Below are 22,854 nucleotides of genomic sequence, written 5' to 3'. Positions count from 1 at the left end.
TTATAATACGCGTAAGAGTGAACGTAAAGTCTATTTTATTGAGCAGTGTAGCCACCGTCGACGACAAATTCTGATCCGGTAGCGAACTTAGATTCGTCGGAGGCGAGGTAAACACAGATGTTTGCAATATCATCAGGTTCACCGATGTGACCAACTGGTGTTAATTTTGTTTGAGCTTCTTCCATTCCTGGTTGGGCTTCCACTAATGGTGTCTTGATGTACCCAGGATGCACAGTGTTGACGCGTACGCCGTAGCCTTGTTTTGCGGCATACAATGCTGCAGACTTGCTGAATAAGCGAACGCCACCTTTAGATGCATTGTAAGCAGCTAATAGTGGGTCACCGATGAAGCCTTCAATGGAGGACATGTTGATAATAGAGCCGCCGTGGTCCTTCATTGCAATCATGCCGTACTTCGTACCGTAGAAAACACCGTCCAAGTTAATTCCCAGCAATTGATGCCATTCATCAGCTGTGGTGTGCTCAACATCTTTCGCAATGGCGATACCGGCATTGTTGACAATGATATCAAGCTTACCAAACTTAGCAACGGTATCGTCAATAACTTCTTTAAAGCGAGCTTCATTAGAAGCATCTTGTTGCATATAAAGGGCGTTGTCACCGCCGTTTAGACCATCAAGTGCCGTTTTACCGTCATCCTCATTACGCGAGGTGATAACGACTTTCGCACCTTCTCGCAAAAAAGCGGCAGCGGTTGCCAGTCCAATACCCTTGGTTCCACCTGTGATAATTGCAACTTTATCCGTTAAACGATTTGCCATTTTCATAACCTCCATTGGTTTAGGTTGCTACTACACCGTTATTTTCGCATGTTTGGTAAACAATGTGAAGCAATATACAAGGTGAAAATAATTGAAAATATTGTTGCTTACTTTTCGTAAGTGCGATATAGTAAACCCCGTTATAGAAAACAATGACAAAACTTTGGAGGACGATGACATGGAAACAGAACTTTTAAGCTTGATGAAACAACGTCGATCAATTTACAACTTGGGTAAAAAGGTGGATCAGTCGCAAAAAGATATCACTGCGATGCTTAAGGATGTAATCAAGGAGTCACCGTCCGCTTTTAATAGTCAAACAACGCGTGTGGTTTTCGCTTTTGGCGACGCTCACGAGAAGGTTTGGGACATTGTGTTAGACGAACTGAAAAAGGTTGCGCCTGCGGAAGCATTTGAAGGCAGCAAGCAAAAGGTTGAACAGCAGTTTAAGGCTGGATTTGGAACGATTCTGTGGTTTACCGATATGGATAAAGTTAAGGAATTGGAAGATGGTTTCCCACTGTATGCTGATAATTTCTACGACTGGTCTGAACAACATATTGGTAATAGTCAATTTGCCGCTTGGACTGCATTGGCCGAGAACAATTTAGGTGCATCGGTGCAGCACTACAATCCGCTTATTGACGAAAGTATCGCCAAAGCTTTTGATTTACCAAGTAGCTGGCGCTTACGCAGTGAAATGCCATTTGGGTCGATCGAAAGTACACCTGACGATAAAGATTATATGGACGATGAAGATCGTTTTAAAACAATCGATTAATAGAAGTGGTTTCAGTAAAAGCACATCTTAAATGATGTGAAGGTCCTGTTTGTATAGGGGATTTACCAATTTTAAAGCGGCTTTTCACAATATTGGTATATATTATACTGATAAGTGGTAAATTGTTTTACTGGCTTAACTAAATGCCTGTATAAAAACATTTGTAACTGATGATAAATAAAACGCGTACAACTTAAAAAGTTTATTTTTAAGATTTGGTATATCCTTTTTATGAAAAAACGGTTATAATGTCCATATAGCAATTATCAATGGGCATTAACTGTTTCAAAGGAGGGTGTACCATGGCAAACATTCTATTTATCAATGCGGATCAGCAGAGTACACAAACGTTGATTTCGGCAATGGCTGCAGCTCAACCTGCGGATCGCTTGCGTTTGACCACGATGCATCCCCACAGCTTATCGAAGCAGGTACGCGCACGTTTTGAAATTCTGGTTGGTGCGGCTGACGATGGTCTATTCATGGCTGAGGCCACGGCCGGTATCGACGCTGTGTACCTAACTTCAGGGATGGCGACAGTTAAATACTTGCACACCTTGAGTTGGGCACTGACTAATTTCAAACGGCCGGTAAAACGGATCATTTTAACGAACAGTGCTGCGTCCGATAGTGAAGCGAAGACCGTAACACCATTTTGTTCGGATCGATTGGCGGTACTGACGGCATTAGGTGCAACACATGTGGCATTTGTCTTTGTCCAACAGGTTGCTGCCAAAGTTGCTGATCGTGTTTTGATTGAGACAGTTGATGCCCGTAGTCGAGTTTTGCGCCAGGTTATTGAGTTGCAGCAGTGGAATCAATGGTTGATTACACTGTTGTCAGCAAATGTTGCCAAACCATGGGTCGGTATCGCAAATTAAGCGATTTTATATTTGAAATGAAGAACGGCGATCACTGAATTTCAGTGATCGCCGTTCTTGTGGATCGATTAAATTTTAAATTACTGAACTAGTCGTCAATTCGGGCAAATTGCAGGCTCAACAGACTGTTGAACAGTGACTGATCAAAACGATGATTTTCTGACCGAACGCTACTTGGTACGATAACAGTTCGATCTTCTTTTGTCTGTGCCTTTGTTTTAAATAAGCGACGTAGTTTTGATGTAATGATGTTGCGATGTGCTTCAGTTTCCATCTGCTGTCCCTCCATGCGAGAAATCTAAAAAAATTGACTACTTATAAATACCATCTTTTTTAAGATGGGTCAATAGAAATGCTCGATAAAAGTCAGAAAAGGTCAAACTTTTTACAAAAACATATGAAAGCGCCATCATTGGTCCTTGAAGTGATTGCTTTTTTAACGTGCTCGAGGTAAAAAATAAGCAATGTTAAGAGTTCATCATGAAGATTGATTCGATAAGATAATGACAAATTTTAGATGGCGATAGAGGCATGTTAAAGATGGTCACGGCAATCCACCAGTACAGTAGACCAACGGTTAAAGTGGTTAAACGTTTCATGTAATCTCCTCCAGAAACAGTTTTAGAGTTTAACGTTACGCATACATAGAAAGAGGCACGCCTCCAGCAATGGAAGGGCGTGCCATTTTTGCTAAAACTTGAGGGTTAAACTTGTGGTTGTGCGGTGGTGCCTAGGACAGATGATGCAGGCGGTGTTGGAACATGAGGTTTCTTGGCCGGCTCATCGTCAAAGATCACCGTATTCACAGTGTCGATATACTGAGCTGAAACAGGGGTTACATAAGTCAGATGGTTGTCTTTATCAACCACCACGTTTGATTCTGCGATGGTCTTCATTGCGGCACGGACTGCGGATTCAGTTAAGTCTTCACTAACGTATCGTAATTTTAGGTGGCTGGCCTTGCCGTCACCGTTTTTAAACTTGAGACTCAATTCTTTCATAAACTAATTCTCCTTTGATTGTGAGTTAGGCGTTCGCTTCTTGCTTTGTGGTAACAAAGATGTCGTTAACACTGTCGTTGGACAGACTTGCAATTGCTGCGCCAAACTTGTTCAGTTGATCATCAGTGATGTTTTGAGCAACGGTATTATAGTTCCGTTTGATCGGCGTACTGTGACCTTCACCTGAAATAAGATATTGAACGCTCGTTTTAAGCCATTTTTGTGACATGTGTTTCGCTCCTTAAATGTTGAGGTATTTGTATATCGTGGCCACGACTACATCATTAGTAACGAAATGAAGAGCGCACTTTGTAAAGGGAAGGTAATTTTTATGGCGTAGGAAGTCTACAAAAGCTTCGCGCAAGTGCATTTTGGCATAAAAAAACTTTGCCAATCCTAAGTAAAAAAGTACCAAGGTGACAAAGTTTAAGATGCTCCATATTTAATTAACGCTGTTGAACGGCTGCGTCGTATTGTTGCTGAAGCAGGGCAATGGCACGTGGCTCTGCCCGTGGACTGGTGTATGGCTTCATTGCCAGTCGACGAACCATCGGGTCATTTTCGCCATAGTTTACGTCAAACAAAGCGTGCCGACTTTCAGGTTGACCATAATCGTTTGTGTCAGCATAATTGAAAGATGCCCCATTAACTAGGGCGTTGCGTTCTTCTAAGGTCAGACCGCGAACGTATGCCGGCACATCATTTACATTAGCAATTTGTCCCAGTGGCACAATGATAAACGTCGGTTCGGGAACGGGGGCAATTACAAATTCACTATGAAAATCGACTAACCGTTTGAAATTAGCGGTTGGAAGTGCCGGCAACACGCCGCGTGCTAAAGCCTCTGGCTGCTTGTTGTGCATGCGGGAAGAATCCGCTTTACTGGCAATATTGCCGTGAGCGATGGCGTCTTTGTCAAACGCAATGAGCGCTTCAAGATCGTTTTCTCCGTTGAGCTCAAATGAACGTCGCACAAACGCGACGTTATGGGCGTCGATTAGGTACCGTAACTGGTGAACCATGCGGACCGTTGCGTCATCTTGAGCCAGTCCGTTTGGAAAAGCTGCCTGAACAGTATGAGCAAGTTCGCGCCAGAAGGGGTCGCTGGGACCGGCTTCACGGGCGAATTCATGATCCGCGACTAAATCGCCAGTGTTACTGTTGAGATGAGCACCAAGGATTGAAAGCAATTGACGCATTTTGTCCATCGGTGCCATCGAACTGGCGGCAAATAAAGTGGTAAATGCTGAACTGCCTACGGTGGCACTGGATGCTTGCCAGTTACTAAACTGGGTCTTTAAATTGGCGTCGTTAACTGTTGACGCGATTTTTTTAGTTAAAGCTGTTAAGGCAGCTTCGTCCCACTGCTGATGATCTGCCAACCGTACCAGCAAATCGTAAGTTCCTTCGACATAGGCTGACATGTTACTGTCAGACAAACTGACAGGTGGTTCAATTAGCGAAATAAGTCTTTGATGTTGCGCCATAATGCGCCTCCTCGTTCTTCTTAGCGTAAGGGTAACACATTGCGATGGGTAAAAAGGAATATTTGAATGAAAATTATCCATTTGATTAGTTTAAATGGGATTTGCGAACGCTAATCTACATGAACAGTGGTAAATTGAGAGAAAGTTCTCGAATAGCCGAATTCGATTTTTATTTCAGAAGAAAGGGTCATTAATTATTCAATGGAAAAGCAAGCGAGCAATGTTTTAAGTACACTCATTATTCAAGATTTTACTGCTCTTGGACAGATGTCCATGACATCTGCATTAACGGTAAGCCAATCGATGAATATTTTGACAGCCTCTTTGCCTGTACAAATGTTATCAACGCAAACAGAGGGGTTTGGTCAACCTCATAGAGAAATAATGGCTGACTGGATGGAACAAGTTTGGCATCATTGGGATACCATTGATATCAAGCCGTTTACTTCGACACTTATTGGATACTTAGGAACAAATGAGCTGGCTCAACTAGTGAATATGGAAATTAGGCAGCATCGCAATCCAAACCTTATTGTTGATCCAGCCATGGCTGATCAGGGCAGACTCTATCCATCTCTGACGAAAAGTTACGTTGAGGAAATGAGACGGTTAATGAGTGGTGCGCAAATTGCTTTGCCTAACGTTACCGAACTGGGGCTGTTGTCAGAAAACGATTTAGAAATGACCCCGTCGGATGACAAATTGCGGCAGGCACTGAAACGGTGTCAAAGTTTTGCTCCTGACTGTCAGATTATTGCAACGGGAGTCAAAAAGGGCAGCGCGATTGGTTGTGCTTGGCTCCGTGGTAATGAAATTGTGTGGGCTGGCAAGAACATAATCAAAGGGCACTTTTTTGGTACCGGTGATTTGTTTAGTGCCACGTTTAATGTATTGAAACTTAGATTCCCAAAGCTTGATGTGGACCAGCTGGTTTCAGAGGCGATGGCGGTTGTTTACGCAGCAATCCAAGAAACAGCAGCTCTTCCAGCCGCTCAATGGAAGTTAGGCCTTCAGCTTAAAGATGCAATTTCGTTATTGATGACTTTTGAATAAATTTATCATCAAAAAATGATGGCGGGTACAAAAGGCTGAATGTGTCCATATTAAAGGGCTTACATTTCACTATGTTTTTTTTGTTAGTTGGCTTATGCTATGTAAAGTGACGAATAAAAGAGTTATTTATGAAGAGTAGGGTAAATTATGTCTAAGAAAACGACGATAACTGATATTGCAAACGAGGCAGGCATTTCGCCAACAACTGTTTCACAGATTCTTAATGGTAAGGGTGAGCGCTTTAGTGCCACGACACGGCAAAAAGTGCTCGGTCTCCAAAAAAAGATGGGCTATCACAATACGGGGAATGATAAGCCATTTGAATCAAAAGTGACGGTTGGAATGATCGTGCCGAGCTTGGATAATCCGTATTACCGTGAATTGATCCATGGGGTGCAGGACGGTTTGGTGTCACAGTTTGCAGAACTGTCAGTGGAATTTTCAGAAAATTCTGAGGGCATCGGATATCATATTCATGAATTAAGCGAACGACCAGTAGATGCAATTATCGTTGCAGGAGATAATATGGATCTTGCTTTTGTGCAAACGCTGCTGGCCAATACTGGTCTGCCTAGCATCATCATGGATCCGCAACAGGACAACGAGTCTTCTGTGGCCATTAATGAACTTGAAGCCGGCAGTAAATCGGCCGAATATTTACTTGATAATGGACACAGAAAAATTGCCTTGCTAATGAAGGCAGGAAATAGTGAAAGTAAACTGCATCGAATCACAGGCTTTTCAAATGGTTTGAAAGAATATCATTTGGATTTAGACCCAACATTATTTTTTGAGCAGCCTGATGATTCTAAAGTAAGTGGTTTTAATTCAGCCAAACAGGTTATTGATAGCGGCGCAACCGCAGTTTTTGCTTTCTCTGATGAGCTCGCTGTTGGATTGAACCGTGGCCTCCTTGCTCATGGCAAACGTGTGCCGGAGGATATTTCTATTCTTGGCTTCGATGATATTGAAATTACGCGCTATGTCCAACCAGAATTATCGACGGTTCATCAACCAATTCAAGAAATGGGTGAGAAGCTAGTTAAAATATTATTCGCCAAAAAAAGTGACGAGGAATTTAAACCGGATTCAGATGAAAGACTCTTTTCAGTTGTTCTGAAAAAACGCGGAAGCATTAAGCACATCTAATTGAATCCATTAAAAAGATAAGACAAGACAATCAATTGTGATAATTGATTGTCTTTTTTTGTGTTCATTTGGTCAGGTAAAAAAACGTAAAATTATAAAATGCTAAGAAAATCGCAAAAAAGATGCGAATTAGTAGGCGTAATAGGGGTGCTAAACTAGACAAAAAATGAGCAATGTAAAAAAAACGTAAAAGAAAACGTTTACAAAATTGCATTGTAAATGCAAAAAACGGGTAGTAAAAATATAGCCGTGGCAAGTTTTACTTGTTCTTTACCAACAATATTTTTAGGAGGTACGACATGGATAAGCTCAAAATTGCGTCAACGGAAAAGGCCATGAACTTTTTTGAAACAGACCGAGAAATTGTGTCTGCAACAGAAACTGACTTTGTTGACGTCGCGGCTGTAGTGGTCATGGATGAAGATACATCTGTTGTTGAAGCGGCAAATGCAACAAAATTTGGGATTCCCGTTTTTGTCATTTCTGATGACAGTTCCAAGATTGACGGTTCTACGATGGAAAAGATCTATCACATTTTGGATCTCAAAAATCAATATGACCATCAGTTGTATAACCGTGAAATTGAGGCAGCTGCCTCAAAATATGAAGATGGCGTTTTACCACCATTCTTCAAAGAATTAAAGGCTTACGTTGAACGTGGGAACATTCAATTTGACTGTCCTGGACACCAGGGTGGTCAGTATTTCCGTAAGCATCCAGCAGGTCGTCAGTTCTATGATTTCTTTGGCGAAAATGTCTTTCGTTCAGATATCTGTAATGCTGATGTTGATCTCGGTGACTTGTTAATTCATGAAGGCCCAGCGATGGACGCCGAAAAACATGCGGCACAAGTATTTAATGCTGATAAGACGTACTTCGTTATGAACGGAACGACGACCTCAAATAATATTGCCATCACCGCCGCCGTTGCTCCAGATGATTTAGTTTTATTTGATCGAAATAATCATAAGTCTGTCTACAACGCGGCATTGGTTAAAGACGGCGGCCGCCCAGTTTACTTAGAAACTTCACGAGACCCATACGGTTTTATCGGTGGTATTTATTCCCGCGATTTTGACGAGGATTATATCCGTAAACAGGCTGCAAAAGTGGATCCAGAAAAGGCTAAGCAAAAACGGCCATTCCGATTAGCCGTTATTCAGTTAGGTACTTATGACGGCACTATTTATAATGCCAAACAAGTTGTTGAACGCATTGGTCACTTGTGTGACTACATTCTTTTTGACTCTGCATGGGTCGGTTATGAGCAATTTATTCCAATGATGCGTGATTCTTCACCATTGTTACTTGATCTGGGACCTGAAGATCCGGGTATTTTGGTTACTCAATCAACGCATAAGCAACAAGCTGGTTTTTCTCAAGCATCACAAATTCATAAAAAAGACGCACACATTAAGGGGCAAAAGCGTTACATCGATCACAAACGATTCAACAACGCTTATATGCAATATGCTTCAACATCCCCGTTCTACCCATTGTTTGCAACCTTGGATGTTAACGCCAAGATGCAAGAAGGCGAAGCCGGTAAAAAGTTATGGCGTGATGCTTTAATCACTTCAGTAAATGCACGTAAAAACTTGATGAAGAATGCCACAATGATTCGTCCGTTTGTGCCACCAGTTGTAAATGGTAAAAACTGGGAAGATGCTGACACTGAAGAAATTGTCAGCAACATTGATTATTGGCGATTTGAAAAGGGTGCAAAATGGCATGCTTTCGATGGCTATGAGGATGATCAATACTTTGTTGATCCAAACAAATTTATGTTAACAACGCCTGGTATTAATGTCCAAACGGGTGAATATGAAGACTTTGGTATTCCGGCAACAATCTTAGCTAACTACTTGCGTGAACACGGAATTATTCCTGAAAAGAACGATTTGAATTCTATTTTGTTCTTGATGACGCCAGCAGAGACACCAGCCAAGATGAATAACTTAGTATCTCAAATCGTTAAGTTTGAATCACTTGTTAAGGCTGATGCGCCATTGGAAGATGTGCTTCCAAACCTGTGTGCACAACACAAAGATCGTTACGCGGGTTACACGATTCGTCAACTGTGCCAAGAGTTACATGACTTCTATAAGGGAAACAATGCTAAAGAATATCAAAAAGAGATGTTCTTGGCCGATTACTTCCCTGAACAGGCAATGACGCCATATGAAGCAAACGTTGAGTTGCTGCACAATAACGCCAAGCTTGTACCGTTGAAAGATATTGAAGGTGAAGTCGCCTTAGAAGGTGCACTTCCATACCCACCTGGCATTTTCTGTGTTGTCCCAGGTGAAAAATGGAGCAAGGTTGCTCAAACCTACTTCTTAATCTTGGAGGAAGGGATTAACCGTTTCCCAGGATTTGCGCCTGAAATTCAAGGTGTCTATTTCGAGAATGAAAATGGACAGACTACTGCATACGGGTATGTCTACGATCCTAAGTCAGAAAACAAGGGTGAGTAGTTCCATTCAACGTGGTGGACGTCATGTCTACCACGTTTTTTTTATAAATTTTAGAAAAACGGATAGAGGTAAAATCATGGCCCAGGAAAAGAAAAAGATGAGTGTGGTTCAGCTCACGATTATTACGGCCATTAACATGATGGGTTCAGGAATTATCATGCTGCCAACCAATTTAGCGCAGGTTGGTACGATGTCGATATTATCTTGGATTGTCACAGCTGGTGGTGCAATGTGTTTAGCCTATGCTTTCTCGAGAGCAGGGATGTATACCAGAAACTCTGGTGGTATGGGCGGTTATGCTCAGTATTCTTACGGTAAAGCAGGATCGTTCATGGCTAACTATACGTACGGTGTTTCACTTGTGATTGCTAATGCAGCGATTGCAATTTCTGCGGTTGGTTACTTTGATGTCTTATTCCATTTACACATGTCACCAGTTGGCGTTGCTTTGGCCACAATTTTTACGCTTTGGTTGGCTACGGTTATGAACTTCGGTGGTGCAAGAATTACTGGACAAATCAGTACCTTCACTGTTTGGGGCGTTATCATTCCGGTTGTCGTTATTTCACTAGCAGGCTGGTTCTTCTTTAGTGGCCACCTTTATGCAGCATCTTGGAATCCACACAATATGGGATTCTTTAAGGGGATTAGTAATTCAATTTCGATTACATTGTGGGCATTTTTAGGCCTGGAATCAGCTTCGGCAAATATGGATTCTGTTGAAAATCCTAAGAAAAATGTTCCCATTGCTGTTTTAGGTGGAACCATTGGGGCAGCCGTAATGTATATCGTTTCGACAAACGTTATGCAGGGGATTGTGCCTAACGCTAAGTTAGCCGCATCAAATGCACCGTTTGGGGTGGCCTTCAGTCAGATGTTTACACCGATGGTCGGAAATATCGTTATGGGATTGATGATTATTTCATGTTTTGGATCATTATTGGGTTGGCAATTTACTATCGCTGAAGTCTTTCGTAGTTCCGCACATGAAGGGTATTTCCCGAAAATATTTGGGAAAACAATTGCCAATGGTACACCTATTATTGGTATGATTATTATTACTGTTTTGCAGTCTTTATTGGCTCTTATGACGATCAGCCCATCCCTGTCAAAACAGTTCACAATTCTAGTAAATTTGGCGGTGGTGACAAATGTTATTCCATACTTGCTATCAATGGGTGCGCTTAAAACAATGCAACTCGATGCCAAGGTATCGGCATCTGCACGACGCACGACAAATATCATTGCTACGATTGCATCGCTCTACAGTCTCTATGCACTGTACGCAGTCGGCTTTGAAGAACTTGCATACGGTGCACTTGTGACATTTGCAGGTTGGACCTTGTACGGATTTGTGTCACATAAATTTGATTTGTCCAAGACTACGAATTGATGACGCATCCTCGATTGAATAAAGTAGTGCGAAAAAAGCAATTCGCGCTTTGGTTCTTCGGCAAAAAACTAAGTTGAGGCTGAATGAGGGTGAGTAAATGGATGAAAGCATACCGTTGGCTTTAACTGTAAACGGGCTATATTCAATGGGCAATCGCTATTTACAAGCGGACTTAAACACCTTTTCAGTGAAACGTGTTTATGGCGTCACAGTTTTGACCTCGATTTTTAGCGATGGTGAAATGTCATCGAAAGATGGCATTGTGTTGTCGGCAACTTCAGTTGATCGTCAATTTGGTTCGATTTTAAATGGTCTGCATATCTCTAGCTGCAAAGTTGGGTATTTGCCTAATTTGGATTTAATTACGGCAGTTGAACAAGCATGTCGGAATCAAAGTGTCGGTCCGGTTGTTTTAGATCCAATATTGTTTGATGAAACTGGTTCACCTATTTTGGACGACACAGCTTTCTCAAAGTATGTGACTGATTTGATTCCCTTAGCCAATGTTATTACGCCAACAATTGAAGAAGCCGAAAAAATAGTTGGCTTTGAAATTACATCAGATGATGATGTGATTCACGCAGCGAATGAACTTCGCGGTATCGGTGTTCAGAATGTTCTTATTAAGGGAAGTAACGAACATCAAGGTCGGGATAACATTCGTGATTATGTATTGCTTGAAGATGGCGATGATTTTTGGCTAACAGATAAACACGCACCTTTTCCACAACCATCTGGTAAGGATGATGCTTTGTCTGCATGCATTACGGCAGAACTAGCAAACGGACAGAAAACGGAGAATGCAATTCGGACAGCTAAGGAATTTATCACTGACGCGACCCGAAATGTTCTACAAGTTGGCGATTCGATTGAATCGATTAATTTTTGGTCATAGCCTTGTTGAAGGAGCTGTGACATAAGTCCGATTTGAGAATAAGCATTAACGTAGAACTGACCCATTCCCGAACCCTGGGAATGGGTCAGTTTTGGGTTAAGCGGAATGCTCAGAAATTTGGGTGCACAATATTGCTTACATTATTATTCGTTCCAAATGAACTTATGTCACAACCGCTTGTGTAATTCGTGCTTAAAGTTCCGCAATTGATTTTGGTAATATGGACGTGTAGCAATCGATTTTGAAGATAGTTGAGGAGTGAATAAATTGGCGGCCAAGTTACAGATCAACCGTATTATGATAATGGCATTCTTAGTGAATGCTATTTATAGCATGATCTGGCCGGTCAGCACTTTATATATGCATGACGCCTTCGGCTTATCTCTGCCAATAATAGGTGTCATACTAATGTGCTACTCCTTGGCTAATGCAGCCGGCAGCGTAATTTCAGGATACTTATTTGATCGGATGTCTCATCAAAGGATTTTGATGAGTGGTTTTTATTTATTGCTGACTGTATCTTCTATTGGAATGTTTGGCGATGGGTTAGTTGCCTTTATATTATTTTTGGTGCCATTTGGATTTATTACAGGTTGGTGCTTAACAGTTCAATATGCTTTAGTGAGTGATTTACAAGTGCCTAATCCGGAAAATGATTCGAGAAAAAACTTTAATTTGCTTTATTTGGCCGTCAATTTGGGATTAGTAGCCGGATCCGGATCATTAGGATTACTGTATCGGCATAATGAAATTAAAACGTTGATGGCTACAGTAACGGTGATTGCATTAATTGTAACGTTAATTGGAATAGGGACGGGTCAGCACAATGTTGCAGAGAATGCCAATCAAGTAAGTGTTCAGGAGGATGACAGTCAAGGCGAAACGGTCCTCAAAAGAGATGTAATCATCCGTATTTTTATCACCTTATTTTTATTTTGGATCGTGTATGTACAGTGGATGACCAATTTTTCCGTCTATTTTACAAGCTTGGGCTATTCTGCTGGGTTTTACAGTCACGTCTGGGTGATTAATGGCATCGGAATCACACTTATTCAAGTGTTTTTACTTCGATTCGCTCACTTTTTTAAAACATCAATTATGCAGTCCAGATTTGGCATTTTCTTCTTGATGCTTTCGTTTAGTTGTTTAATTTCTGGTACCAATAAAATGTGGTTATTAGTGGCGGCCGTATTTTTAACAATTGGTGAAGCGCTTTTTGTGCCAGCTGCGCCAGTTGTTGTGGATCAAAATTCGCCAGTGAAAGTTAAGGGACGCAATCAGGGGCTAGTGAACGTGTTTTCGTCTATTGGGAAAGCAGTTGGTCCCGCTTTAGGCGGAGTGGTCATTGTGAAGGGTGGTTACCAAACACTGTTTTTGATGGCAATATTGTTGCTATTATTTTCAGAAGTTTTGCTTTTGAATTTTAAAAGGAAATAAGGAGGACGTTATGCGGTTACAAGATCGGCAAATCGTGGATCAAGGGTTAATAGATTCAATTTTAAAGGACAGTCACGTTTTACACCTGGCACTAAACGACGGTGATTTTCCATATGTGGTGCCCACAAATTATGGTTACAAGATGAATGAAGATGGCAAACTCAGTGTGTTCTTTCACGGCGCACCGCAGGGAAAAAAGTTTGATTTATTAAAGGCCAACGACAAGGTTGGCTTTGAAATAGATGATGGCGGCGCGCTGATGCCAAGCAAAAGCGCCGAAGCTAGCGATAATTCTTACTGGTATAGAAGTATTATCGGGTATGGACAGGCCGTTCAATTAATGACACGTGACGAAAAAATGATGGCCTTACAAACGTTACTAGTTCATGAAACTGGTCATGAATGGTCACAAATTGATAGACAAACTTTGGATTTTGTCAGTGTCTTTAGAATTGTTGTTGAAAACTACACGGTAAAGGGACATATTGAACCTAAGCTGTAGATAATGCTTAAGATGCCATGCCAAACAGGGAGTTAAAAGATGACTAGAGAAACTATAAAAAATGACCTCAATGAGCTTTTAACTGAATATTTTGAAAAAGTTACATTGCCGGAAAATGGAATTTTTGTCGTTGGTTGTAGTACCAGTGAAATTTTAGGTAAGTGGAAAGGAACAGATTCGAGTTTAGACGTTGGTAAAACTGTCGTAGAAACGGTCCAATCATTTCTTAAACCCCGTCATCTGAACCTAGCTGTTCAAGGGTGTGAACATATTAACCGGGCACTAGTTCTCGAACGTGCGGTAGCTGAACGCCATGGGTTCGAAATAGTTTCGGTTAAACCCGCTATTCATGCCGGCGGTGGTACGCAAGTGGCTGCTTACCAGCAGTTTGATGATCCAGTCGAGGTGGAACATATCGTTGCGGATGGTGGCATTGATATTGGTGGCACGGAAATCGGGATGCACGTGAAGTTTGTGCAGATTCCGGTTCGCTTGACTCATCGAGATGTTGGTGAAGCGCGTGTTGTAGGCCTTTCATCTCGGCCTAAACTGATTGGTGGGGAACGAGCTCGGTATACGTTTACTGAAGATAATTTGAAGGATATTCGGTGATTGGATAATGAACGATTCGTTTATGTCGCACCAAAAGCTACGGCGTCTGACATTGACCATGATGTTGGTGGCAGTCACTGTGGTTATTAGTAGAATCTTTCTCATTCCCATCCCGCTAACGCGTGGGAACGTAAATCTATGTGATGCTGGAATATTTTTAACAGCGTTGAGTCTTGGACCTCGAGAAGGGGCCACAGTAGGTGCACTAACGGGTTTTATATTAGATTTACTGTCCGGTTACGCCCAATATATGTTTTTTTCTTTGGCAATTCATGGAATAGAAGGACTCGTCGTTGGCCTGTTGGCCGCTAAGTTTTTAGGAAAAGCAGGTCAAGCATTAGTTCTATGTATTGGAACGCTGATTATGGTTAGTGGGTATTTTGGATCGGACAGTTTATTGTATGGAATTTCAATGGGACTAATTGGAATTCCTGCCAATTTAATTCAAGGCATGGTTGGGGCGATTGTTGCCTTTTTTCTGAATGATAAAATTGGTGGCTTGTTACGGCGATAATGATTCCTTAAAAATGAGAAGACGTAAGTATTGACTTTACAAAAAATAGTTATACGATGATGTCAGAGGTTATGAGTAGAGCAAAAGCTTCATTGTAAGTATTAGAGATCCAACGGTGGTGAAAGTTGGCGTTTGAGGTGAAACACATCTACGAACCAAATTTGCGAAGACAATTAGCATTCGAGTAGCAAGTTTCGCGTGATTGCGTTAACAATCTTGAGTCTTGGAGCTCGCGATCTGAGACTCACTGAGGTAACAGTTGTGAGACTGTTATGAATTTGAGGTGGAACAGCGTTTTGACGCCCTCCAAAGTTACATTATGTAACTTTGGAGGGCGTATTTCTTTTTATACAGAAAAGGGGACGTTTATATGACTGAATATGATTATCAAAGACCAAAGGGCACTGCAGACATTTTACCAGGTGATATTGAAACTTGGCAGAAACTTGAAGGTGTTGTCAGAGATCTCTTTCCGAAGTACGGATATCGGGGTATTCGAACCCCGATGTTTGAAGACTACAATGTTTTTGCTCGAAATGTTGGTGATACTTCAGATATTGTTGAGAAACAAATGTATGATTTTGAGGACAAGGGTGGACGAAGAATTGCCTTACGACCAGAAGGTACTGCTGGTACAGTTCGTGCATATGTGCAGAATAAGTTGTTCGGTCCCGAATATCCTAAACCATACAAAGTGTATTACATGGGACCAATGTTTAGATATGAACGACCGCAATCAGGGCGTCAACGGCAGTTTAACCAGATTGGGTGTGAAGCTTTAAATAGCGAATCACCGCAAATTGATGTTGAGGTTATTGCCATGGCACTGCAGTTCTTTAAGACACTTGGGGTAAGTGACTTAAAACTGGTAATCAATTCTCTGGGAGATCAGGAAACTCGTGATAATTATCGTGCGTCGTTGATTAATTACTTGAAGCCATTTTATGATCAACTAAGTGATGACTCAAAGACGCGTCTGTACAAAAATCCGTTGAGGGTCTTGGACAGCAAGGATGAGGCTGATCAAAAGATTGTTGCAAATGCGCCGTCAATTTTAGATTCTTTGAGTGACTATTCAAGAAATTATTTTGAGCAGGTCCAGAGTCTTCTGGATGAACTAAACATTGATTATGAGATTGACTCGGATATGGTGCGAGGTTTGGACTATTACACACAAACTATCTTTGAAATTATGTCAGATGCCAAGGTATTTGGTGGTGGTTTTGTCACAGTTTGTGGTGGTGGTCGTTATGATGGGCTGATTTCGCAATTGGGTGGTCCTAAAGAGGGTGGAATTGGTTTCGGAATGGGAGTAGAACGTTTGCTACTGTTGCTGAAAGCTGAGAATCCTAACTTTGCTCCCCAACCACAAGCTGATATTTTCTTTGCATCGGCGGATGAGGATGGCGACAATCTTGCGTTTAAGTTATTGAACGGTATGAGGCAGAAAGGTTTAGCGGCTGATAAAGATTATCAAGGCATTAAGGTTGGTTCACAAATCAAAGAAGCAATTCGGAAGAATGCCCGTTATTATGCTGTTGTTGGACAACGTGAAGTCACGGATAGAAAAATAGAATTGGTAAAGGCCGATTCAGACGTGAAACAAGTAGTTGATATTGACGACTTACTAATGAATCCAATGACATATTTAAAATAGATAAATGATTAGCGTTGATCTTAGATAAACAATACAAAAGATGACATTGCTGAGGGTGATAAAAATTCAGCAGTGTCGTTTTTATATAGAACAAAAAAGAAGACATCAATAAGATGTCTTCCGTGAAAATACTGAGAAAATAGATGAACTAATCTTTAGATGCGTTGGGATCGTAAACATATCCGTAGGCAACTTCCTGACCGTTTTCTTCCTTATAATACATTCCTTGAACCTCAGTACTAAATCCGGGGAACTTATTCGTAGATTCTTCAAGCACTTTAAAGTAGTTCAAAATCGTTTGAGTCCAACGTTCGCCAGGGGCGATGGCAAAAATACCAGGTGGATAAGGAATGATTCCTTCCACGGCTATTTTCCCTAGAATGTCATCTAATTTGACGAGCTTAACATTGTTACGGCGATATTCTGTATCAGCTTCTTCCAACGTCATCGCTCTTTCTGGCAGATGCTCCTTGGTGAAGATGTCCTTTTGATATTTCTTTGCATTGTGTGATTTGTAGAAATCATGAATTTCTTGGCAAAGTTGACGGATTTTGTAATTTTTGTATCGATCTTCATACTGCTGGTACAGATGAGGCAATACTTCCTTAAGTGGGGCATCTTCGTTGATGTATTTTTCCAGCTTAAGGATTTGGTCAACTAAGTTGTTCATCTTTGCATCATCTTCGGCGGGTGTAATTAAGAACAGCACCGAATTTAAATCATTCTTTTCATTGATAATGCCGTGTTCGTGTAAGTAGTGAGTCACGATTGAGCCTGGCACACCAAAGTCTTCATATTTGTCATTTGGAATATCAAGACCAGCAGTGACGAGCATGAGCTTATTTGGATCAATGAAATATTGACCTTTGCTATAACCATCAAAACCGTGCCAGTTTTCGTCGGGATCAAAAGCCCAGTAGGCTTTGTCATTGACGATTTCCTGATCATCTGCGTCTTCCCAAGGTTTTCCATGGACCATAGGTGGAACGAACGGACGAATCATTGTTGCTTCGCGTAATAAGCGTTTACGTGCTCGAACAACGGTTAACATGGTGTCGTTCCACATCTTTTTACCAGTTTCGCCTTCTTGCATTCTTGCTGAAACATCGATTGAAGCAAAAATACCATAGAATGGGGATGTTGAGGAATACTTCATGAAAGAGTTGTTGAACTGTTTGTGACTTATATAGCGACGCTGGCCCTTGATATGGCTGTCTTTTTTAAGAATTTGTGACGCTTGAGAAATACCAGCCTGCTGTTTGTGGATTGATTGAACAACGAGCAAACCGGGATCTTCAGGGCCAAGGTTAACTAAGAGGGGAGAAGTCTCTTTCATCATTGGAATAAACTGTTCATAGCCTGCCCAAGCAGAATCGAAAAGAATATAGTCACAAAGATGACCTATTTTATCGACAATTTGTTGTGCGTTTGCCATAGTACCGTCGTATGTGTCGTGTTCAATGATTGCTAACCGGAATGGTCGTTTTTGATCAGCCTTTTCGGGTGCTACCTTACGAATTTCATCGCGAAGTGTCTTTTCGTCGTACCCAGAATCCTTGATGCCACCGATTAATCCATACGAATTATGACTTGTTTCCAGATAAATTGGAATACCGCCGTTCATTACGAGGGCATTATTGTAAGCAGATTTATGGTTATTGCGATCAAAGAGTACTAAATCACCCTTTGTGACAGCTGCGGTGATAGCAATGTTATTTGACGTTGTTGATCCATTTAGTACAAAGTATGCTTTGTCCGCATTGAATACTTTTGCTGCGTGCTTCTCTGCTTTTAAGGCGGCGCCATCATGAGTTAGAACATCACCAAGTCCATCTTCCGAGATTGAAACATCTGCTCGGAAGAATCGTTCACCATAAAAGTCGTAGAATTTACGGCCAACGGGGGACTTAAGATAGAATGCGCCTCCTTGATGACCAGCACATTCAAATTGCCACGATCCACGGTTAACAACTTTGTTTAATTCTGCAAAGAATGGTGGCATTAAATTCTCTTCATATTCACTAGCAGCGTGCTCAACTTCTCGAGAATAAATTTGTTTGTTAAAATCATTGTTTAGATCAATTAGGTGATCAACAGCATTGAGATGCTGATTATTATCAAGTGCATTAGTATCGTGTGTGGCTAAAAAAACGGGTATTCCAAAAGTCGTTTTTTTGACCGTGTCGGCGATTTCTAGCTCATCATCCGTCAATACAACTGCACCAACGTTGGTCCAGTCTGTAACGGATGCGACATCAACGACCTCCCGATCAGATTGTACATAGTCCTCAATTTCGGGAGCCATCGCGACGATCAATTTTGACATTTTTCCTGCTTCCTTTCGATAGATGAAGTATTGGAAAGCTTTTTTAGATTTAAAGTTAAATATTCGATTGAAACTGGCATGTACTAATTTTGAAAAATTACAAATTGCGCATTGTTTTGAATCTTTTACGATATACATCAACAAGTTTCCAGTAAATTGTTGAAATCTCTTCCTCGCGCGGAAGAACTGAAACGTACATCACAGGAATCGTACGATCAACAATAGTTGTGGTTGAGACTACCAAATCAAATTTTGTCAGGTCTGTTTTGGATAATTCGCTGGGCGCAATGAGTGTCATTTCGTTGTTTGAGGGCAGGTTGTTTTGCAAGGAAAGTAAAACGAATTGAGAAATTTCTGCCCCTGCGTGACAAACGACAAGAACATGGTTTGAACGTCTATGTCGTTCAGCAGCAACGAGAAAATGCAAAGACAAGAGAGAGACTTCATCGTCATACAAGTTAATGTGGTAGTGAGTTTCCAACTCGTCAGCACTATTTTTAACGGTTTGAGCAATAACGCGGTGATGTGCAAAAATTTCAGACTTAAGTGAATCCGTAATATGCAATCCTAAGTTCAAACGGGCAACCATAGGAATTAAATGATAAATAGTGACTTTTAACAGTTCACTATCAGTATTGAAATCCGTTTCAAGTTCTTGTCCGACACGTTCAATTAAGTGTTTGGCCGCTATAGTGAAATCGTATTTGGATGAAAAGTTGTTTGGATTGCTGCTAATGCCGTGCCCCAACAGTAAAAGGTTTAAGAAACGAAGATTCTCGTTAGTAAAAGTTACGCCCGCATGTGATTTGCATGTTTCTGCCAAATTTGAAACAACACGAGATAGGTCGGTACCCTTTTGGAATTCGAATACAATAATTTGATTTTTAGTCCCAGTCAGATGGAGACCGTGCTTAACTCGGTTTAAAAAAATCAATAATAATTCACGTAAGGAGTCTGGAAGGTACTCATCTTGTACGTGTGCATCTTGAGCCGAATTGTCGTCTACAAAATTTGTGGAAATTTCAAAAATTGCGGTACCAAAGATGGCAAATAGTTGAGATTGCTTTAAATCAGAATGAGCAAGGTACATATCTAAATATTCTTTAAATGCTTGCTCAATCTTAATTTCAACCTCAAAGGAGTGAACTAGGCTTGTTTGATCGGGCAGGCTAATCTTTTTGTCTCGTAAAAAAGCGTTGATTTCATCAAAGTCTTTTTTTATCGATTGAACAGAGACGAAAAAAGACTCGGCATACACCCGATAGCTATTACGATCAGAAAACAATAGCTGTGCGAAAAGATACAATCGTCGATATTGAGGTGTAAATTTTGTATCAAGTTGAGTAGCAACTTTTTTACCCAAGATTAGGCGGAGGTGCTGCTTCCTTTCACTTGATCCAGTGATTAAATAGCCTTTTCTTGGCATTCTTTCCAGGAACAAGCCATGATTATTTAAATATGTTTCTACACCCTTGCTATGGTTGTAGATTGTTTTTTTGGAAACACCCAATGCGTTTGCGTAATAATCCGCTGAGCGATAGGAAGTTTCTGCAAGCATTAAATTCAAGAGATTTTGATCGTAATTTGTCATATTGTTCACTTACTCCAGAGTTTACAATCGGCGGATTTGCCATTTAGTCATCAGACGGTTTTGAAGACTGATGCTAGGGAACTACTGAAGAAATCTTTAAAAGATAAAAATTAAGTGACATACCACCTGCAAAAGTAATCGCATACTCGATTTTTAACGACATGTCGTGAGTTGAACAAAGAACGTAAATGAAGCCATTTACGTGACTTATTTAAATCGAATTAACCAAAGCTAGCTTATAAACAACACGTAAAACAATTTTTGAGAAAACGCTTTAATGCTGTTCACGTGATTAATGTATCATGCGTACATGCGTGCTTTTTTACCTTTACTTGCCGCATTTATTTCTACGTAAGTGTATGGTTATTTATCGATAAAATGCGTTAACGGCGTGGTATCGCTATTGAGGAGGACTGTAAGTTGCACTCAATTTTGTTTTTGATTTTGCATATTTTGTGCAAAACCATGAAAACGTTTTCTAAAGATTCTGTTTTTAGGACAAAATATAATTAATTCCTTATTGGATTGATAAAGTATTTTAAGGAGAAAGTATGCTTAATGAACTTTCAACGCAAAAAATATGATTACAGCCTTTGATTCTGCGCAATTAAAAAATTTGAATTTAAAAAAGGAAATTCAAAAACTTCGTTAAAACTATATTAAGAAGGGCGATTTATGGACATCACTTAGTAGTCAATCATCGTTCTATTGAATAGATGGTCTGTTGACTTTTAAAAAAGTGCATGGTAGTTTGCCAAATGAGAAAACGTTTTTAATTGCTGTCCACAATCTGATTTTTTTACTTAATTGGCCAATCGGCTTTAAGGAGAATTTAGACTATGGACGAGAGCAATAAAAAAGCCCAAGCGGGTAAGCTGGGTTTTGTTGGCCTAGTTGCACTTACAGTTAGTGCGATGGTCGGATCTGGGGTTTTCGATTTACCTAAAAACATGTCGCAAGTTGCCGGTGTTAATGGGCAGCTTCTGGCGTGGATAACGACTGGAATTGGTATCTGGTTCATCGCAGAGACCTTTGTTATTTTGAGTGATGTTAAACCTGATTTGACTGCAGGCTTGTATAAGTATGGTGAACAAGGTTTTGGAGCGTTCACTGGTTTCTTTACTGCATGGGGTTACTTTGTTTGTGAATGTGCTGCTAATGCGGCATATGCTGTTTTAACAATGAGCACACTAGATTATTTCTTCCCAGGACTTTTCACTGGTGGTAACAACTGGCCTTCAGTTATTGGGGCAACAATTCTCACCTGGGGATTAACTGCATTGGTTTTACGTGGTGTTGAAGTGTCAAGCACGGTTCAAAAGTATGCTACTGCAATTATGTTAGCCGTTGTTGTTGTTTTTGTTGTAACTGTTGCTGCACATTTCAATTTGCATACGTTTACGACGAATGCTAATGCAACACAAGCAATTGCTTCTAGGGGCGATAAGCCAATGGGAAGCATCTGGCATCAACTAATGTCAACGATGATGGTTACATTATGGCTATTTGGTGGCGTCGAAGGTGCTGTTGTTATGTCCGGTAAGGCACGGGATGTTAAACAAGTGCCTAAGGCAACAATTACCGGTTTTATCATGTGTATGGTTATGTATACCCTTGTAGGGATGTTGTCCTTGGGTGTCTATTCATATGGTCACTTGGCTAAATTGACATCACCTTCAACTGCATATATTTTGACTAATTTATGGCACAGTACTATTGGTCGGGATGTCATTACAGTTGCACTATTGTTTGCGGTTTTCGCAAGCTGGATTTCATGGATTCAAATGTTGGCAGAGTTACCACAGCACGCTGCTGCCGAAGACGGATCTTTCCCGAAAGCCTTTGCAAAAGTTTCGAAAAATAATGTCCCAAGTTTCTCCGTTATTGTGGCAACATTGGTAATCCAGGTAATTATTGTCATTGCGCACTTTGACTTGAATGCTTACCAAATGTTGTTGACGGTTGTGGGAACAATGACAGTTCCGCCATATTTAATTTCGGAAATGTATCTCATGAAGATAAGTCGAAAAAAAGGTGAATTCGCTGAGGGCTCCAAACACAGTCCGAAGAAGGCCTTAATTATTGCCGGTTTGGCCTTTGCATACACATTGGTGATGGCAATTGCAGCCGGTCCAAGATATATTGCTATTGCATTTATTGTGTATGCGTTAGGTATTCCGATTTATATTGTTGCTCGTAAACAACACAATAAGGTTACCTTTACTAAGAAAGAACTAGTATTTGCAATTATCATTGTCCTTGTTGCAATCTATGGTGTATACGCTTTGATTGCAGGTTAGACAAAAATATTATGTT

At 40.8% G+C, this 22,854-nt stretch carries 21 protein-coding genes; 13 read left to right on the top strand and 8 right to left on the bottom strand.

Translation table 11 applies throughout. The annotated features are described in order from the left end of the window. Positions 1–35 precede the first annotated feature (35 nt). Positions 36–782, bottom strand: coding sequence for a glucose 1-dehydrogenase (locus G400_RS0102575; RefSeq protein WP_017262093.1), 747 nt, complete (start codon positions 780–782; stop codon positions 36–38). Positions 783–960: 178 nt separating this feature from the next. Here G400_RS0102575 and G400_RS0102570 point away from each other — a divergent pair, with 178 nt between their 5' ends. Further along, entirely contained in the window at positions 961–1,563 is a 603-nt protein-coding gene (locus G400_RS0102570; protein ID WP_017262092.1) for a nitroreductase family protein, read from the top strand. Between the two features lie 302 nt (positions 1,564–1,865). Further along, a complete protein-coding gene (locus tag G400_RS0102565) occupies positions 1,866–2,444 on the top strand; it encodes a hypothetical protein (protein ID WP_017262091.1) in 579 nt (192 codons plus the stop codon). 88 nt (positions 2,445–2,532) lie between these two features. Here the strand turns inward: G400_RS0102565 and G400_RS0102560 are convergent, their stop codons facing one another. The 5 genes from G400_RS0102560 to G400_RS15620 form a co-directional block, all read right to left on the bottom strand. Next, entirely contained in the window at positions 2,533–2,718 is a 186-nt protein-coding gene (locus tag G400_RS0102560) for a hypothetical protein (RefSeq protein WP_017262090.1), read from the bottom strand. A 193-nt stretch (positions 2,719–2,911) separates the two neighbouring features. Next, positions 2,912–3,043 carry a hypothetical protein gene (locus G400_RS16535; RefSeq protein ID WP_017262089.1) on the bottom strand — a complete coding sequence of 44 codons (132 nt, stop codon included), beginning with the start codon at positions 3,041–3,043 and terminating at the stop codon, positions 2,912–2,914. Positions 3,044–3,148: 105 nt separating this feature from the next. Beyond that, on the bottom strand, positions 3,149–3,445 hold the full coding sequence (locus tag G400_RS14295; RefSeq protein ID WP_017262088.1) for a DUF2922 domain-containing protein: 297 nt from the start codon (positions 3,443–3,445) through the stop codon (positions 3,149–3,151). 25 nt (positions 3,446–3,470) lie between these two features. After that, positions 3,471–3,674, bottom strand: coding sequence for a DUF1659 domain-containing protein (locus G400_RS0102545; protein ID WP_017262087.1), 204 nt, complete (start codon positions 3,672–3,674; stop codon positions 3,471–3,473). A gap of 217 nt (positions 3,675–3,891) precedes the next feature. Further along, entirely contained in the window at positions 3,892–4,932 is a 1,041-nt protein-coding gene (locus tag G400_RS15620) for a DUF3114 domain-containing protein (protein ID WP_017262086.1), read from the bottom strand. A 201-nt stretch (positions 4,933–5,133) separates the two neighbouring features. On the opposite strand from G400_RS15620, the gene G400_RS0102535 reads away from it, so the two are divergent. The 10 genes from G400_RS0102535 (at position 5,134) to hisS (ending at position 16,621) form a co-directional block, all read left to right on the top strand. Further along, positions 5,134–5,985: a bifunctional hydroxymethylpyrimidine kinase/phosphomethylpyrimidine kinase gene (locus tag G400_RS0102535; protein ID WP_017262085.1), complete on the top strand. Its 852-nt coding sequence runs from the start codon at positions 5,134–5,136 to the stop codon at positions 5,983–5,985. A 147-nt stretch (positions 5,986–6,132) separates the two neighbouring features. Further along, positions 6,133–7,134: a LacI family DNA-binding transcriptional regulator gene (locus G400_RS0102530; RefSeq protein ID WP_017262084.1), complete on the top strand. Its 1,002-nt coding sequence runs from the start codon at positions 6,133–6,135 to the stop codon at positions 7,132–7,134. A 299-nt stretch (positions 7,135–7,433) separates the two neighbouring features. Further along, positions 7,434–9,611: an ornithine decarboxylase gene (gene speC, locus G400_RS0102525; protein ID WP_017262083.1), complete on the top strand. Its 2,178-nt coding sequence runs from the start codon at positions 7,434–7,436 to the stop codon at positions 9,609–9,611. Positions 9,612–9,687: 76 nt separating this feature from the next. After that, entirely contained in the window at positions 9,688–11,004 is a 1,317-nt protein-coding gene (potE, locus tag G400_RS0102520) for a putrescine-ornithine antiporter (RefSeq protein WP_017262082.1), read from the top strand. A 97-nt stretch (positions 11,005–11,101) separates the two neighbouring features. Further along, on the top strand, positions 11,102–11,899 hold the full coding sequence (locus tag G400_RS0102515; RefSeq protein WP_017262081.1) for a PfkB family carbohydrate kinase: 798 nt from the start codon (positions 11,102–11,104) through the stop codon (positions 11,897–11,899). 267 nt (positions 11,900–12,166) lie between these two features. Beyond that, positions 12,167–13,336 (top strand): MFS transporter, encoded by a 1,170-nt coding sequence (locus G400_RS0102510; RefSeq protein WP_017262080.1) that lies wholly within the window; start codon positions 12,167–12,169, stop codon positions 13,334–13,336. 10 nt (positions 13,337–13,346) lie between these two features. After that, on the top strand, positions 13,347–13,838 hold the full coding sequence (locus G400_RS0102505) for a pyridoxamine 5'-phosphate oxidase family protein (protein ID WP_017262079.1): 492 nt from the start codon (positions 13,347–13,349) through the stop codon (positions 13,836–13,838). 39 nt (positions 13,839–13,877) lie between these two features. Next, positions 13,878–14,450, top strand: coding sequence for a TIGR01440 family protein (locus G400_RS0102500; RefSeq protein WP_017262078.1), 573 nt, complete (start codon positions 13,878–13,880; stop codon positions 14,448–14,450). Positions 14,451–14,457: 7 nt separating this feature from the next. After that, a complete protein-coding gene (locus tag G400_RS0102495; protein WP_017262077.1) occupies positions 14,458–14,964 on the top strand; it encodes an ECF transporter S component in 507 nt (168 codons plus the stop codon). A 370-nt stretch (positions 14,965–15,334) separates the two neighbouring features. Beyond that, a complete protein-coding gene (hisS, locus tag G400_RS0102490) occupies positions 15,335–16,621 on the top strand; it encodes a histidine--tRNA ligase (RefSeq protein WP_017262076.1) in 1,287 nt (428 codons plus the stop codon). Positions 16,622–16,769: 148 nt separating this feature from the next. Here the strand turns inward: hisS and speC (G400_RS0102485) are convergent, their stop codons facing one another. Together speC (G400_RS0102485) and G400_RS0102480 are read right to left on the bottom strand one after the other, a co-directional pair. After that, entirely contained in the window at positions 16,770–18,947 is a 2,178-nt protein-coding gene (speC, locus tag G400_RS0102485; RefSeq protein WP_017262075.1) for an ornithine decarboxylase, read from the bottom strand. 97 nt (positions 18,948–19,044) lie between these two features. Then, positions 19,045–20,538 carry a BglG family transcription antiterminator gene (locus G400_RS0102480; RefSeq protein WP_017262074.1) on the bottom strand — a complete coding sequence of 498 codons (1,494 nt, stop codon included), beginning with the start codon at positions 20,536–20,538 and terminating at the stop codon, positions 19,045–19,047. Between the two features lie 839 nt (positions 20,539–21,377). Between G400_RS0102480 and hdcC the strand changes: the two genes are divergently transcribed. Continuing rightward, positions 21,378–22,838: a histidine-histamine antiporter gene (gene hdcC, locus G400_RS0102475; protein ID WP_017262073.1), complete on the top strand. Its 1,461-nt coding sequence runs from the start codon at positions 21,378–21,380 to the stop codon at positions 22,836–22,838. Positions 22,839–22,854 lie beyond the last annotated feature (16 nt).

The sequence above is a fragment of the Furfurilactobacillus rossiae DSM 15814 genome, from assembly GCF_000428925.1.
GTDB lineage: Bacteria > Bacillota > Bacilli > Lactobacillales > Lactobacillaceae > Furfurilactobacillus > Furfurilactobacillus rossiae.
The sequence above is the reverse complement of the archived record's forward strand: the minus strand, read 5'-3'. Positions and strand labels throughout refer to the sequence as shown.

What these genes read in the sequence shown, in the direction of transcription:
- speC (WP_017262083.1), top strand. Translation starts at nt 7,434, where the DNA reads ATGGATAAGCTCAAAATTGCGTCAACGGAAAAGGCCATGAACTTTTTT.
- G400_RS0102545 (WP_017262087.1), bottom strand. Translation starts at nt 3,674, where the DNA reads ATGTCACAAAAATGGCTTAAAACGAGCGTTCAATATCTTATTTCAGGT.
- G400_RS0102515 (WP_017262081.1), top strand. Translation starts at nt 11,102, where the DNA reads ATGGATGAAAGCATACCGTTGGCTTTAACTGTAAACGGGCTATATTCA.
- G400_RS0102495 (WP_017262077.1), top strand. Translation starts at nt 14,458, where the DNA reads ATGAACGATTCGTTTATGTCGCACCAAAAGCTACGGCGTCTGACATTG.
- speC (WP_017262075.1), bottom strand. Translation starts at nt 18,947, where the DNA reads ATGTCAAAATTGATCGTCGCGATGGCTCCCGAAATTGAGGACTATGTA.
- G400_RS16535 (WP_017262089.1), bottom strand. Translation starts at nt 3,043, where the DNA reads ATGAAACGTTTAACCACTTTAACCGTTGGTCTACTGTACTGGTGGATT.
- G400_RS0102575 (WP_017262093.1), bottom strand. Translation starts at nt 782, where the DNA reads ATGGCAAATCGTTTAACGGATAAAGTTGCAATTATCACAGGTGGAACC.
- hdcC (WP_017262073.1), top strand. Translation starts at nt 21,378, where the DNA reads ATGGACGAGAGCAATAAAAAAGCCCAAGCGGGTAAGCTGGGTTTTGTT.
- hisS (WP_017262076.1), top strand. Translation starts at nt 15,335, where the DNA reads ATGACTGAATATGATTATCAAAGACCAAAGGGCACTGCAGACATTTTA.
- G400_RS0102560 (WP_017262090.1), bottom strand. Translation starts at nt 2,718, where the DNA reads ATGGAAACTGAAGCACATCGCAACATCATTACATCAAAACTACGTCGC.
- potE (WP_017262082.1), top strand. Translation starts at nt 9,688, where the DNA reads ATGGCCCAGGAAAAGAAAAAGATGAGTGTGGTTCAGCTCACGATTATT.
- G400_RS0102535 (WP_017262085.1), top strand. Translation starts at nt 5,134, where the DNA reads ATGGAAAAGCAAGCGAGCAATGTTTTAAGTACACTCATTATTCAAGAT.
- G400_RS0102530 (WP_017262084.1), top strand. Translation starts at nt 6,133, where the DNA reads ATGTCTAAGAAAACGACGATAACTGATATTGCAAACGAGGCAGGCATT.
- G400_RS0102500 (WP_017262078.1), top strand. Translation starts at nt 13,878, where the DNA reads ATGACTAGAGAAACTATAAAAAATGACCTCAATGAGCTTTTAACTGAA.
- G400_RS14295 (WP_017262088.1), bottom strand. Translation starts at nt 3,445, where the DNA reads ATGAAAGAATTGAGTCTCAAGTTTAAAAACGGTGACGGCAAGGCCAGC.
- G400_RS0102505 (WP_017262079.1), top strand. Translation starts at nt 13,347, where the DNA reads ATGCGGTTACAAGATCGGCAAATCGTGGATCAAGGGTTAATAGATTCA.
- G400_RS0102570 (WP_017262092.1), top strand. Translation starts at nt 961, where the DNA reads ATGGAAACAGAACTTTTAAGCTTGATGAAACAACGTCGATCAATTTAC.
- G400_RS0102565 (WP_017262091.1), top strand. Translation starts at nt 1,866, where the DNA reads ATGGCAAACATTCTATTTATCAATGCGGATCAGCAGAGTACACAAACG.
- G400_RS15620 (WP_017262086.1), bottom strand. Translation starts at nt 4,932, where the DNA reads ATGGCGCAACATCAAAGACTTATTTCGCTAATTGAACCACCTGTCAGT.
- G400_RS0102480 (WP_017262074.1), bottom strand. Translation starts at nt 20,538, where the DNA reads ATGACAAATTACGATCAAAATCTCTTGAATTTAATGCTTGCAGAAACT.